This is a genomic window from Pseudomonas sp. B21128 (assembly GCF_044218865.1).
GTDB lineage: Bacteria > Pseudomonadota > Gammaproteobacteria > Pseudomonadales > Pseudomonadaceae > Aquipseudomonas > Aquipseudomonas iridis.
Genome location: NZ_CP162590.1, coordinates 3422308 through 3435725, shown reverse-complemented (window position 1 = coordinate 3435725; position 13418 = coordinate 3422308). Strand labels below are relative to the sequence as shown.

At 60.5% G+C, this 13418-nt stretch carries 12 protein-coding genes; 7 read left to right on the top strand and 5 right to left on the bottom strand.

Annotated features, from left to right (window positions below):
* The first annotated feature begins 130 nt into the window (after positions 1–130).
* From AB4P91_RS15275 to AB4P91_RS15260, 4 genes are all read left to right on the top strand, one after another.
* Complete coding sequence (locus tag AB4P91_RS15275; RefSeq protein ID WP_150688814.1) at positions 131–652, top strand: DUF3455 domain-containing protein; 522 nt, start codon at positions 131–133, stop codon at positions 650–652.
* Positions 653–807: 155 nt separating this feature from the next.
* Positions 808–1335 (top strand): sigma-70 family RNA polymerase sigma factor, encoded by a 528-nt coding sequence (locus tag AB4P91_RS15270; protein ID WP_395603120.1) that lies wholly within the window; start codon positions 808–810, stop codon positions 1333–1335.
* Complete coding sequence (locus AB4P91_RS15265; protein ID WP_395603119.1) at positions 1332–2024, top strand: anti-sigma factor domain-containing protein; 693 nt, start codon at positions 1332–1334, stop codon at positions 2022–2024. Before AB4P91_RS15270 ends, AB4P91_RS15265 begins: the two co-directional genes overlap by 4 nt.
* A 113-nt stretch (positions 2025–2137) precedes the next feature.
* Positions 2138–2500, top strand: a complete 363-nt coding sequence (locus tag AB4P91_RS15260; protein WP_395603118.1) for a hypothetical protein — start codon at positions 2138–2140, stop codon at positions 2498–2500.
* Positions 2501–2584: 84 nt separating this feature from the next.
* On the opposite strand, the gene AB4P91_RS15255 is transcribed toward AB4P91_RS15260, so the two are convergent.
* Positions 2585–3676 (bottom strand): DUF1615 domain-containing protein, encoded by a 1092-nt coding sequence (locus AB4P91_RS15255; RefSeq protein ID WP_395603117.1) that lies wholly within the window; start codon positions 3674–3676, stop codon positions 2585–2587.
* Positions 3677–3901: 225 nt separating this feature from the next.
* Between AB4P91_RS15255 and AB4P91_RS15250 the strand changes: the two genes are divergently transcribed.
* Both AB4P91_RS15250 and AB4P91_RS15245 read left to right on the top strand, forming a co-directional pair.
* Entirely contained in the window at positions 3902–6106 is a 2205-nt protein-coding gene (locus AB4P91_RS15250) for a TonB-dependent receptor (RefSeq protein ID WP_395603116.1), read from the top strand.
* A gap of 310 nt (positions 6107–6416) precedes the next feature.
* Complete coding sequence (locus AB4P91_RS15245; protein ID WP_395603115.1) at positions 6417–7952, top strand: FAD-dependent oxidoreductase; 1536 nt, start codon at positions 6417–6419, stop codon at positions 7950–7952.
* A gap of 128 nt (positions 7953–8080) precedes the next feature.
* Here the strand turns inward: AB4P91_RS15245 and hemB are convergent, their stop codons facing one another.
* Positions 8081–9055, bottom strand: coding sequence for a porphobilinogen synthase (gene hemB, locus AB4P91_RS15240; protein WP_047300672.1), 975 nt, complete (start codon positions 9053–9055; stop codon positions 8081–8083).
* Between the two features lie 184 nt (positions 9056–9239).
* Positions 9240–9938 (bottom strand): glutathione S-transferase family protein, encoded by a 699-nt coding sequence (locus tag AB4P91_RS15235; protein ID WP_395603114.1) that lies wholly within the window; start codon positions 9936–9938, stop codon positions 9240–9242.
* A gap of 344 nt (positions 9939–10282) precedes the next feature.
* Here AB4P91_RS15235 and AB4P91_RS15230 point away from each other — a divergent pair, with 344 nt between their 5' ends.
* A complete protein-coding gene (locus AB4P91_RS15230) occupies positions 10283–10957 on the top strand; it encodes a hypothetical protein (RefSeq protein ID WP_042560072.1) in 675 nt (224 codons plus the stop codon).
* Between the two features lie 136 nt (positions 10958–11093).
* Here AB4P91_RS15230 and mnmH read toward each other — a convergent pair whose 3' ends face one another.
* Positions 11094–12197 (bottom strand): tRNA 2-selenouridine(34) synthase MnmH, encoded by a 1104-nt coding sequence (gene mnmH / locus AB4P91_RS15225; protein ID WP_150598062.1) that lies wholly within the window; start codon positions 12195–12197, stop codon positions 11094–11096.
* A complete protein-coding gene (gene selD, locus AB4P91_RS15220; protein WP_150592412.1) occupies positions 12197–13231 on the bottom strand; it encodes a selenide, water dikinase SelD in 1035 nt (344 codons plus the stop codon). The genes mnmH and selD overlap by 1 nt, the downstream gene beginning before the upstream one ends.
* Positions 13232–13418 lie beyond the last annotated feature (187 nt).

The following is a 13418-nucleotide window of genomic DNA, read 5'->3' as shown; positions in this document are numbered from 1 at the left end:
GCAAGAAAGCACTGGCGGTGATTTGAAAAATATTTTTCAGTCGCTGCATCCAAACCGCTCCGTCACGGGTAGTCCCTGTAACAGCCCTCCTCGGCTGTCAGCGGTTTACCCTTTTCGGAGAAAGATACTGATGAACACCACACAGCTGATCTGCTTCACCGGTTTGCTCGCCGTCACCTCGACGACCTTCGCCCAAAGCAACTATCCGGACGCCATCAAAGTTCCGGATGGCCACAAGATCGCGATGGAAACCACCGGGGTGGGCGAGATCACTTACGAATGCCGCGACAAGCCCAACGCTGCCGGACAGACCGAGTGGACCTTCGTCGGCCCGAAAGCGGTGCTCAATGATCGCAGCGGCAAGCAGGTCGGCACCTATTTCGGTCCGCCAGCCACCTGGCAGGCCAAGGACGGTTCGAAAGTCACCGGTACGCAATTGGCCGTGGCGCCGTCGACGCCGGGCAACCTGCCCTATCAACTGGTCAAGGCCAACCCCGCTGAAGGCAAAGGCGCAATGACGGGCGTCAGCTACATCCAGCGCGTCGCGCTCAAGGGTGGCGTGGCGCCGGGTAGCGCCTGCACGGCGGATAACAAGGGCAAGCAGGAAGTGGTGAAGTATCAGGCGGATTATATTTTCTGGGCAGCGAACTGAGGTTACAGGCCTGACACAAAACCTGTGGAAGCGGGCGTGCCCGCGATAGCGGTGGATCAGTGAAGCAGAAATTGGCTGACACGACGCCATCGCGGGCAAGCCCGCTCCCACAAGGTTCTGTGTGTGGACGTTAAATGTCAGCTAGATTGCACCACATGACCTTGCCTGACCCCGAATTCGATTATGAAGCCCGCCTCGCTGCCTGTGCCCGCGGCGAGCGTTCTGCCCTGCGCGATTTGTACGTGCAGGAAGGCCCGCGCCTGCTCGGTGTGGCCAAACGGCTGGTGCGCGACACGGCGCTGGCGGAGGACATTGTCCATGACGCATTTATCAAGATCTGGAACGGTGCGGCGGGGTTTGACGCTGCACGGGGTTCGGCGCGTGGCTGGATGTACAGCGTGACGCGGCATCTGGCGTTGAATCAACTGCGTGATCACCGTCGGGAAACGCCGTTCGACGAAGACCACGAAGTGCTCGACGAGACCTTCAACGCGCAGGATCACTCGGCGCGCATCCATCGCTGCCTGGAACAACTCGACCCACAGCGCCGGCGCTGCATTCTCCACGCCTACGTCGACGGCTATACCCACGCGCAAATTTCCACGCGCCTCGACACGCCGCTCGGCACAGTCAAGGCCTGGATCAAACGCAGCCTCAACGCCTTGCGGGAGTGCATGGGATGACCACTGAATCGGCGCAGGAACGCGATGAACTGGCGGGCGAATACGTACTCGGCACGCTCTCTGCCGAACATCGAATCGAGGTGCAGAAACGCCTGCCACATGAGCCTGAACTGCGTGCGGCGGTGGATGCCTGGGAGCGGCGGTTGCTGGAACTGACGGATTTCGCCTCACCGCAACAACCGTCAGCACTGCTGTGGCCGCGGATCAATCGCAGCATTGATCGACTCACGCCGCCAGCACCTTCAACCTCATGGTGGAACCTGCTGCCGCTGTGGCGCGGCTTGAGCGCTGCCGGCCTGGCCGCCACATTGGTGTTGGGCGCGATGCTGCTGACCCAGACCACACCAAAACCGAGTTATCTGGTGGTGCTGGTCGCACCGCAGGACAAGGCTCCGGGCTGGGTGATCCAGGCGAGCAATTCGCGGGAAATCCAGCTGATTCCCTTGGGTGTGATGGAAGTGCCCGCGGACAAGGCGCTGGAGTTCTGGACCAAGGCTGACGGCTGGCAAGGCCCGGTATCGCTGGGGTTGGTCAAACCGGGGCAGGCGCTTTCGGTGCCCCTGGACAAGTTGCCGCCGCTGGAAGCGAATCAGCTGTTCGAGTTGACGCTTGAAGGGGCGAACGGTTCGCCAATCGGCAAGCCGACCGGGCCGATTCAGGCGATTGGCCGGGCAGTCAAAGTCCTCTGAATCAATCATCATTGCCGTCGATGTTCACCATCACGGCAATGAAGTTCTCATAAAAAATCTCCGGCGTAACATCTGCTCCATACCAACCCAATAACACCCCGGAGCACACCATCATGAAACGCCAAACTCTTCTCAGCATCGCTTTCTCGGTTTTCGCAGTTAACGCTTTTGCCGCTACCCCGGCTCACACGCTGATCGCTGCTGATGGCGCCGATCGTGTCAAAGGCAACACCATCGCCGCTGACGGTGCTGATCGTGTCAAAGGCAGCACCATCGCCGCTGACGGTGCTGATCGTGTCAAAGGCAACACCATCGCCGCTGACGGTGCTGATCGTGTCAAAGGCAACACCATCGCCGCTGACGGTGCTGATCGTGTCAAAGGCAACACCATCGCCGCTGACGGTTCGGATCGTCTGAATGGCAACCGTGTCGCTGAAGGTGGTGCAGATCGTCTGAACGAACTTCGCAACGCTTGAATGAATGGCGTTAATCGCAACAACCCAGAGAAACCCGGCTCCCGCAGCCGGGTTTTTTATGTCTGGTTTTTATGTCTGGGTACGTTATCCGGCCTTGGCCATGCAGCGTTTGTAGCGCTCGTCCACACGTTTGGCGAACCACGCGGTGGTCAGTTTGCGGGTGATTTTCGGGCTCTCCAGGACGATCCCCGGCAGCACCGCCCGTGGCAGTGATTTGCCTTCGGCCTTTTCGGCCAATGCAAAAACCTCTCGGTACAGCTTGGTCTCTTCGAATTCCAGGGTTTTACCCTTCTCCAGTTGATCGCGAATGGTCGGATTGCGCATGCCCAATGACTTGCCAAGGGTACGCACCGCCAGTTCCGTGCCGCCGGGCATGATCGAATCGTAGCGAATCAAGTCGCCATCCAGCGCCAGCGGGATACCCGATGCGCGGCTGACCGCATTCTGAAACGCCGCATTGCGGCTGGCGTACCAACCGGCGTTGAAGTCGGCGAAGCGATAGAGCGGCTCGCGGTAGCTCACGGGGTAGCCGAGCAAATGCGCAATGCCGAAATACATGCCGCCGCGACGGCTGAACACTTCGCGGCGGATCGTGCCGTCCACAGGGTACGGATAGTCCTTGGCGTGCTGCTCGGCAAATTCGATGCTGACCTGCATCGGCCCGCCGGTGTGCACCGGGTTGAAGCCGCCGAACAGCGTGCGGCCCATCGGCACCATGCCGATGAACTCGTCAAAAATGGCACTCAATTCCTTTTCACTGCGCGCCGCCTGCAAGCGTTCGCTGTAGGTTTTGCCATTGGAGGAGCGGACCTGCAGGGCGCCGCTGACCAGCAAGCCGGGGATGTGGACTTTGCCGGCACGACGATCGATTTCGTCGCGGGCAATCTTGCCCAGGCCCGGCACTGTCGGATCGGCTTGAAAGGTTGATTCCTGCTCGGTAACGGCCAGCACCGAACACAGGTTTTGCGTGGTCGGGCTAATGTCCTGTGCAGCGAAGGCCACGTAAATATCAGTCGCCCAGCCTTGGCGGTCAGCGATTTTCGCCGGCATCAGGCGCACGATCTCAGCCTTCACTTCGGCCGGAGGACGCGGGGCGGGCTCGCCATTGCGCTGGCTGGCGCAACCGGCCAGCACCAGCATTGCCGCGAGGGTGATCAGTAATCGAGGGGTGTGCATGTTGCTCCATCCAGTCCGTTGAGGCGGGTTCACCATACGTTCAATAGCCCAATCTGAACACTTCCCCCTGCGGGAGTTGCCGAACGGAGTCCGAAAGGCGTGATGACAAACTGATTGCAAAACGTTACTGAGAAAATCTATCATTCGCGCCTGGAGTCGCATTTGCGCAAGGAGTTCCCGCGCCGCCCCACTTTCTCACCGGCCGTGCGCCTCCAGGTATGAAACATGTCCGCTCCAGCCCGACTCCGCGTTCCTTTTCGTCCGACGCTTCTTGCCCTGCTCTGCTCCCTGACCGTTACCGCCCACGCTGCTGAAGAAGACAACAAGGCGCTGGTGCTGGACAACGTCAATATCAACGCTCAAGCGCCCACACCCAACGCCCTGCCCCCGGTCTATTCCGGTGGTCAGGTCGCACGCGGAGGCCAGCTCGGGGTGTTGGGCAATCAGGACATGATGGACGTGCCGTTCAGCGCCGCGTCCTACACCGAACAACTGATCCAGGATCAGCAAGCCGAAGACGTCGCCGACGTGCTGCTCAACGATTCGTCAGTGCGTCAGGCTTCGGGGTTTTCCAACCAGTCGCAGGTGTTCATGATCCGTGGCCTGCCGCTGAACGGCGACGACATTTCCTATAACGGGCTGTATGGCGTGTTGCCGCGGCAGATCATTTCCACCGACGCCCTGGAGCGCGTGGAAGTGTTCAAAGGCCCCAACGCCTTTATCAACGGCGTGACCCCGACCGGCTCCGGCATCGGCGGCGGCGTTAACCTGCAGCCAAAACGCGCCGGCGACGTGCCATTGCGCCGCTACACCACAGACATCAACAGCGAAGGCCGCATCGGTCATCACTTCGACATTGGCCAACGCTTCGGTGAAGACAACCGCTTCGGCGCGCGCATCAACCTGTCCCAGCGCGAAGGCGACACTGGCATCGATCACGAAAACCAGCGCTCGAAACTGTTCGCCATCGGCCTCGACTATCGCGGCGATGCGCTGCGGGTTTCCGGCGATTTCGCGTATCAGAAGGAGCGCGTCAACGGTGGCCGCAGCTCGATCAACCTCGGCACTGCCACGCACATCCCGGACGCGCCATCGGCCGACACCAACTACGCGCCGAAGTGGGGCTACACCGACATCGAAGACACCTTCGGCATGCTCCGCGCCGAGTACGACCTCAACGATAACTGGACTGCCTATGCCGCTGGCGGCGCCAAACACACCCGCGAAGTCGGGCGCTACAACTCGACCACGCTGGTCGGCAACTCTGGCGCATCCTTCACCACCGGCTCTTTCATTCCTCACGACGAAGACAACACCAGCGTCATGGCGGGCCTCAACGGCAAATTCAACACCGGCCCGGTCAGCCATAAGCTCAACTTCGGCCTGACCGGCATCTGGGCCGAACAGCGCAGCGCCTACGATTTTGATCTGACCCGTTACGACAACAACATCTACCACCCGGTGCAGACGCCCGCGCCGGTCGGCAACTTCTCCGGCGGCGACCTGAATGATCCGGGCATCGTCGGCAAAACCTTCAACCGCAGCCTGGCAATTTCCGACACCCTCGGTTTCTTCGATGACCGCCTGCTGGTGACTGCCGGCCTGCGCCGCCAGCAACTCGTAGTACAAGGTTATGGTTACGCCAGTTACGGCAGCGGCCCGCGTTCGTCGAGCTACGACGAATCGATCACCACGCCGGTCTATGGCATCGTGTTCAAACCGTGGGACCACGTGTCGTTCTACGCCAACCACATCGAAGGTCTGGCTCAAGGCCCGACCTCACCGACCAGCGCCGGCGGGTTCCGCGTGACCAACGGCAACGAAGTCTATGCACCGGCGCGCTCCAAGCAGACCGAGGCCGGGGTGAAGATCGACATGGGCACCTACGGCGCGAGCCTGGGGGTTTATCGCATCGAGCAGCCGAGCGACGGTTACTGTGAAATCGACAGCGCCACCACGTGCACCTACGTGCGTGAAGGCGAGCAGATCAACAAAGGCGTGGAAATGAACGTGTTCGGCGAGCCGATCCAAGGCCTGCGCCTGATCAGCGGCCTGACCCTGATGGACACCGAACTGAAAAACACCCTAAACGGCGCCAATGACGGCAACCGTGCTATCGGCGTGCCGACCTTCCAGTTCAACGCCGGCGCCGATTGGGACGTTCCCGGCCTGCAAGGCGTAGCGCTGAACGCGCGGATGCTGCGCACCGGCGGGCAATACGCCGACGCGGCCAACAACCTCAGCCTGCCGACCTGGAACCGCTTTGACGCGGGTGCGCGTTATGCCTTCAAGGTGTCGGAGAAAGACGTGACGGTGCGTCTGGGTGTAGAGAATCTGGCCAACAAGAAGTACTGGGAATCGGCGCAGGGTGGTTATTTGAGCCAGGGTGAACCGCGGGTGGCGAAGTTGTCGGGCACGATTGATTTCTGATCCTGAAAAGCCCCTAACCCTCTCCCAGAAGGAGAGGGGACTGACCGCGTTGATTGTCCGGAATACGCCGACCTGAAATATCGAGTCGAACTCACGTTCCGAACAATCCACGATCGGCTCCCTTTCCCCCTCGCCCCCCTTGGGGGAGAGGGCTGGGGTGAGGGGGGAATGGATTTGCGCAACGCCACAAATCTTCAGCCCAATACTGCAAAAAACCCCACAGCCTCACGGCCCTTCCCCACTCAGCCGACAAACTGGCCACCCTCTCCTTCTGATCCATACTTGCTCCACAGCAAAAGGAGCACACCCCATGAACCGCAGCGACGTCCTGATCATCGGCGCCGGCCCCACCGGGCTGGTGCTGGCCCTGTGGCTGAGCAAACTGGGCGTGCAGGTGCGCATCATCGACAAGACTGCCGGCCCCGGCACCACTTCGCGGGCGCTGGCGGTGCAGGCGCGCACGCTGGAGCTGTATCGGCAACTGGACCTGGCCGAGACCATCGTGCGCAACGGTCATCAGGTGGCGGCGGCAAACTTCTGGGTCAATGGCAAACCGGTCGCACAGTTGCCGCTGAACCGCATCGGCGAGGGCCTGACGCCCTACTCGTTCGTCGAAATTTTCCCGCAGGACCAACATGAACAGCTGTTGATCGAGCGTCTCGAAGACTATGGCGTGCGCGTCGAGCGCGGAACCACACTGGAAAGTTTCGAGGAAACCAGCGACGGCGTCACCGCCCATTTGCGCCTGCCCGATGGCGAGCAGGAAATCTGCCAGGCCTGCTATCTGGCAGGTGCAGACGGGGCGCGGTCGGTGGTGCGAAAAAACCTCGACGCCGGTTTTCCCGGTGGCACTTATCAGCAGATTTTCTATGTGGCGGATGTCCAGGCCAGCGGCCCGGCGCTCAACGGCGAGTTGCATCTGGATCTGGACGAAGCCGACTTTCTCGCGGTGTTTCCACTGGCCGGTGACGGCCGCGCGCGATTGATTGGCACCGTGCGTGACGAACGTGCGGAGCGTGCCGAAACGCTGGAGTTTTCTGATGTCAGCAGCCGCGCCATCGAACACCTGAAAGTGCACATCGAGGACGTCCACTGGTTTTCCACCTACCGCGTGCACCACCGCGTGGCCGAGCATTTTCGCGGCGGGCGGGCGTTTCTGCTCGGCGACGCGGCCCATGTGCACAGCCCGGCGGGCGGTCAGGGCATGAACACCGGCATCGGCGATGCGATCAATCTGGCGTGGAAACTCGCTGCAGTCCTGAGCGGCGGTGCCGAGGCCAAACTGCTCGACAGCTACGAAACCGAACGCATCGCCTTCGCCCGGCGGCTGGTCTCCACCACCGACAAAGTGTTCAGCTTCGTCACCGCTGAGGGGCGCATGGCCGATCTGTTGCGCACGCGGCTGGCACCGTTTCTGATTCCCAAGATGGCGTCGTTCGAGGCGAGTCGCGAATTTCTCTTTCGCACGGTCTCACAAGTCACCCTCAACTATCGTGGCATGCCGCTGAGTCAAGGCACGGGCGGCCACGTCCACGGCGGCGATCGCTTGCCGTGGGCGCATGACGGTGAGGGAGATAATTACGAACCACTGAGGCAGCCGTGCTGGCAGGTGCATGTGTATGGCGACACCAGCGACGAAATGCTCGCCTGGTGCCTTGAGCATCACTTGCCGCTGCATGTGTTCGACTGGCGACCCGCGTTTGAAACAGCAGGATTGGCGCGCAACGGCTTTTACCTGCTGCGCCCGGATACGTATGTGGCGATTGCCGATAGCAGCGCCGATCCGAAAGTGATCGAACGCTACTTCCGCGACCAAGGAATCCGGCCATTTTTCGCCTGCCCTTGACCCACGAACACCACAGAAACCTGTGGGCGCTGGCTTGCCAGCGATGAGGTCAGTACAGCCAAAATCAACCTCGACTGAACCACCGCTATCGCTGGCAAGCCAGCTCCCACAAGGTTTTGCGGTGTGGCTTAGATCCCGGCCAACGCCAGATCCATCGCGAAATACGTGAAGATCAGATCCGCCCCCGCACGCTTGATCGCGCCCAGGCTCTCGCGCACCACGCGATCCTCATCAATTGCGCCGGCCTGCGCGCCGAACTTGATCATCGCGTACTCGCCACTGACCTGATACGCCGCCAGCGGCAGGTTCGACGCTTCGCGGATATCGCGGATGATGTCCAGGTACGCACCGGCTGGTTTGACCATCAGCGCATCGGCGCCTTCCTGCTCGTCGAGCAACGATTCGCGCAGGGCTTCGCGGCGGTTCATCGGGTTCATCTGATAGCTTTTGCGGTCGCCCTTCAACGCGCTGCCACCGGCCTCGCGAAACGGGCCGTACAGCGCCGAGGCGAATTTGGTCGAATAGGCCATGATCGGAATCTGGGTGAACCCGGCCGCGTCCAGTGCCTGGCGAATCGCCCGCACCTGACCGTCCATCGCCGCCGACGGCGCAATCACATCCGCACCGGCACGGGCAGCGGCAACGGCCTGCTTGCCGAGGTTGATGAGGGTCTGATCGTTGTCGACTTCATGGTTGTGCATCACGCCGCAGTGGCCGTGATCGGTGTATTCGCAGAAGCAGGTGTCGGACATCACGATCATTTCCGGCACGGCGTCCTTGGCGATGCGCGACATGCGCGAGACCAGGCCCTCTTCGCGCCAGGTGTCGCTACCGTTGCTGTCCAGATGATGGGACACGCCGAAGGTCATCACCGACTTGATGCCGGCGCGGGCATAGCGCTCGATTTCGCTGGCCAGTTTGCGCTCGGGAATACGCATCACACCGGGCATGCTCTTGATCGGCACGAAGTCATCGATCTCTTCCTCGACGAAAATCGGCAGCACCAGATCATTCAGGCTGAACTCGGTTTCCTGGAACAGACTGCGCAGGCTCGCATTGCGGCGCAGACGGCGGGGACGTGCTTCGGGGAACTGACTGGACATGGGGCTTTCCTGAAAACGGAAGATGAGACGAAAGTCGTAGGGGGCGAAGCTTATGCCTTGCGCGGGCTGGCGTACAAACCTGGATCAATCAAGACAGCATTACCGAGTGCGTAATAATCTTTCACGCACACCCCTGAAACCCTGTGGGAGCTGGCTTGCCAGCTCCCACAGGGTTGTGTGTCCATCAGGAAGGGATCGTTAAACCCCGGATTACCGCAGGCCGTGCCAGAAAGCGCTCCAGCACCCGGGTGACATTCGGGAAGTGGCTGATGCCCACCAGGTCACTGGCTTCATAAAACCCGATCAAATTACGCACCCACGGAAACGTCGCGATATCGGCAATGGTGTAACGCTCGCCCATGATCCAGTCGCGACCTTCCAGTCGACCGTCGAGCACCTTGAGCAGACGTTTACTCTCTTCGACGTAACGATCACGCGGGCGCTTGTCCTCGTAATCCTTGCCGGCGAATTTGTTGAAAAAACCGAGCTGGCCAAACATCGGGCCGATGCCGCCCATCTGGAACATCAGCCACTGCAGGGTTTCATAGCGCAAGGTGCCCTCCTGCGCGAGCAACTGACCGCTCTTGTCGGCGAGGTAAATCAGAATCGCGCCAGACTCGAACAACGGCAGCGGCTGATCTTCGGGGCCGTGGGGATCAAGAATCGCCGGGATCTTGTTGTTCGGGTTCAGCGAGAGAAACTCCGGGGACAACTGATCATTGGTGTCGAAACCCACGCGGTGCGGCTCGTACGGCAGGCCGATCTCTTCAAGCATGATCGACACCTTGACGCCGTTGGGTGTCGGCAAGGAATAGAGCTGAATCCAGTCAGGGTACTGCGCCGGCCATTTCTGGGTGATCGGGAACGCGGACAGATCGGTCATGGGAAGCATCCAGTCACAAATTAAAGCCCGATCATAATGTAGGCGCTGCCGAAGGCTGCGATCTTTTGATCTTGAGCGTTTCACCAGGCCCAAAAAGAGCGCAGCCTCCGGCAACGCCCACAGGAACCGTAACATTCGGTGATTATTCTCTGCCAATGCCGTGAGTGCTTGCCATTAGAGTGCCGCGCACGCTTGCGAATCGAACCAAAGGGCCTCAGAGGACTCTGAGCTATGCCCTTGCTGCAGAGGAAGCGTTTCATGACATGGAAAACACCCGGTGCTGGGAGCCTGCGGTGTAAAGGTTTGTCAGCCTTAACCGAACACGCTGAAGACCTTTTTATTTCATGTCGAATTTGATGAGTTTCGCCAAACGCTTCAAACATCGCGCCTACGTTGCCCTACCCTCCCTGTTGGCGGTCAGCGCGTTGTTTCTGTCGCTGGAATCCAGCGAAAGCCGTGCACAACCGGTGGACGGTACCCAGACCCTGGTGTTCCTGCGCCACGCCGAAAAGCCTGAAGGTGGCCTCGGCCAGCTCAATTGCCAGGGTTTGAACCGCGCCATTGACCTGTCGACGTTGCTGCCTGAGAAATTCGGCGCTGCCGACTACGTGTTCGCCGCCAATCCGACGCGCAACGTCGAGGAAGGCGAACTGGACAACTCCTACAGCTATATTCGCCCGCTGATGACCATCAGCCCCGCCGCCATCAAGCTCGGCCTGCCAGTGAACATCGAATTTTCGGCCAATGACACCAGCGATCTGGCGCGCGAACTGCTGGAGGACAAGTATCACAACTCCACCATCTACACTGCGTGGTCCCACGGCTATTTGCCGGAGCTGATCAACAAGGTGGCCGGTAATGCCGTCGGCGAAAAACAGTCCATCACCGAGGACTGGGCGGGCAGCGACTTCGATTCGCTGTACGTGCTGACCCTGACGTGGCACAACGGCAAGGCCAGTTTGCAGAGCCACAGCTACAAGCAAGGGCTGGATAACGGCAAGGCTACTTGCCCGACTTGAGTTCTGTGCTGTCAGTGATGCCCTTTTCGCGAACAAGCTCGCTCCCACAGTCGATCTTCTTGAGCACAAATTGCGTGTCCGACCGAGATCTCTTGTGGGAGCGAGCTTGCTCGCGAAGAGGCCGGTCAAGTCACCATCAGACTTTCTGACTCACCCGCTCGCGCAGATACTCGATAACCGCACCCTGCTCCCCGGCAAACTCGATACGCCCGCCCTTCTTCTCGCGTTGAAACACATACATCGGATCGTAATACTCACGCAGCAACCCCTCGATCCAGCCGCGATGCAGATCCACCGCACCACTGCGGGCCTGCTCTGACAGCGCCGCTTCCATCGAATCGAACAGCCGCCGATGGCGCTCGCCACCCAGGCGTTTCTGCACGTTGTTCAGGCTCTCCAGCAGCCGCTCTGCGAACAGCGCAAAACCTTCCTCGCCATGCACCGATGCAAACTCGGCAGACAGATCGACCACGTAATCACGCAGAATCCGCTCCACGCGATCTTCAAAACTGTCTTCCAGCCAGACCATCGGGTACTGCTGCATGCCCTGATACATCGCCAGCGGCAAGGCGCAACTGCCGACCACCCGACTCTCGTCCTCCAGCACGAACTGCTCGATACCGGCATCACGTTTCTTGAGGATGTCGATCGCCAGACGGTTCTCGAAATCGATGTTCGACGGCTGCGCGGTGGCGCGTTTGCCGAAACTGGAGCCGCGGTGATTGGCGTGTCCTTCCAGATCCAGGCCATTACGCAATTGCACCAGCACTTCGGTCTTGCCGGTGCCGGTCATGCCGCCCAGCAAGACGAAATCACACTGCGCGATGGCCTGTTCAGTGGTGTCGATAAGGAAGTTGCGCATCGCCTTGTAACCGCCGCCAACGCGCGGATAGTCAATGCCGGCTTCGTCATGCAGCCATTGTTGGGTGATCTGCGATCGCAAACCGCCGCGGAAGCAATAGAGGTAACCGTCGGGGTGGGCCCGGGCGAAATCCGCCCAGGCCTGAATACGCTCGGCCTTCACCGCACCGGACACCATTTGATGGCCCAACTCGATAGCGGCCTGCTGGCCGTGCTGCTTGTAGCAGGTGCCGATTTTCTGCCGCTCGATGTCATTCATCAGCGGCAGGTTGATCACGCCAGGGAACGCACCTTTGTGAAACTCGACCGGCGCGCGGGCGTCCATCAGCGGCCGATCGTTAAGGAAAATATCGCGGTAATCGGTGCAGTCGCGGAGCATCAAATCACCTCGACTGCGTTCGTCTGTCGCTCGACCAGTTCGCCAATTGGCGCCAGGCTCAAGCCCAGTTCGGCGGCGACGGCGAGGAACTCGTCATTGCCTTCAGGCGTAACCGCGATCAACAGACCGCCGCTGGTTTGCGGGTCGCAGAGCACACGTTTGTGCAGCTCCTGCACGCGGCCAACCTTGCTCGAATAACTGTCGAAGTTGCGCAACGTACCGCCGGGCACACAGCCCTGTTCGAGGTAATACTCGACGCTGTCCAGACGCGGCACTCGGTCGTAGGCGATGCGCGCCGTGAGCTGGCTGCCGTCGGCCATTTCCACCAGATGCCCGAGCAGGCCGAAACCGGTGACGTCGGTCATCGCCGTAACGCCAGCAAGTTTGCCGAAGCGGCTGCCGGGTTTGTTCAGCGTGCACATCCAGTCGCGAGCGACGCCGACGTCGGCAGGACGCAACTTGCCTTTCTTTTCGGCCGTGGTGAGGATGCCGATGCCCAGCGGCTTGGTCAGGTACAGCAGGCAACCGGCGGTGGCGGTGTCGTTGCGTTTCATGTGGCGTTTTTCCACCAGACCGGTCACCGCGAGGCCGAAAATCGGCTCTGGCGCATCGATCGAATGCCCGCCCGCCAACGGAATGCCTGCGGCGTCGCACACTGCACGCCCGCCACGGATCACTTCCCGCGCCACTTCCGGCGCCAGCACATTCACCGGCCAGCCGAGAATCGCAATCGCCATCAACGGATCACCGCCCATCGCATAGATGTCGCTGATCGCGTTGGTCGCGGCGATACGGCCAAAGTCGAACGGATCGTCGACGATCGGCATGAAGAAGTCCGTGGTCGACACCACACCGCGCTCGGCATCAATTTCATAGACCGCCGCGTCATCACGCGAGGCGTTGCCCACCCACAGTTTCGGGTCAAGGTTCTGCGCGCCGCTGCCGGCCAGAATCACCTCCAGCACCTGCGGGGAAATCTTGCAGCCGCAACCGGCGCCGTGGCTGTATTGGGTGAGGCGAATCGGCTCGCTCATAGGAAAGAGTCTCTGGCAGGGAATGGGGCGCATTCTAGCAGAGCGCGATTGGCGGCATGTTCCACCTTGGATAGATGTGGCCTGTCAGGCCGCCATCGCGGGCAAGCCAGCTCCCACAGTGTCGGTGCGTTTACACAATAGGCGCACGCCACCCAAACCTGTAGAAGCTGCCGCAAGCTGTGATCTT

Coding starts and splice junctions, on each gene's coding strand:
- AB4P91_RS15245 (WP_395603115.1), top strand. CDS start 6,417: ATGAACCGCAGCGACGTCCTGATCATCGGCGCCGGCCCCACCGGGCTG.
- AB4P91_RS15270 (WP_395603120.1), top strand. CDS start 808: ATGACCTTGCCTGACCCCGAATTCGATTATGAAGCCCGCCTCGCTGCC.
- hemB (WP_047300672.1), bottom strand. CDS start 9,055: ATGTCCAGTCAGTTCCCCGAAGCACGTCCCCGCCGTCTGCGCCGCAAT.
- AB4P91_RS15230 (WP_042560072.1), top strand. CDS start 10,283: ATGTCGAATTTGATGAGTTTCGCCAAACGCTTCAAACATCGCGCCTAC.
- AB4P91_RS15250 (WP_395603116.1), top strand. CDS start 3,902: ATGTCCGCTCCAGCCCGACTCCGCGTTCCTTTTCGTCCGACGCTTCTT.
- AB4P91_RS15235 (WP_395603114.1), bottom strand. CDS start 9,938: ATGACCGATCTGTCCGCGTTCCCGATCACCCAGAAATGGCCGGCGCAG.
- AB4P91_RS15265 (WP_395603119.1), top strand. CDS start 1,332: ATGACCACTGAATCGGCGCAGGAACGCGATGAACTGGCGGGCGAATAC.
- selD (WP_150592412.1), bottom strand. CDS start 13,231: ATGAGCGAGCCGATTCGCCTCACCCAATACAGCCACGGCGCCGGTTGC.
- AB4P91_RS15260 (WP_395603118.1), top strand. CDS start 2,138: ATGAAACGCCAAACTCTTCTCAGCATCGCTTTCTCGGTTTTCGCAGTT.
- mnmH (WP_150598062.1), bottom strand. CDS start 12,197: ATGCTCCGCGACTGCACCGATTACCGCGATATTTTCCTTAACGATCGG.
- AB4P91_RS15255 (WP_395603117.1), bottom strand. CDS start 3,676: ATGCACACCCCTCGATTACTGATCACCCTCGCGGCAATGCTGGTGCTG.
- AB4P91_RS15275 (WP_150688814.1), top strand. CDS start 131: ATGAACACCACACAGCTGATCTGCTTCACCGGTTTGCTCGCCGTCACC.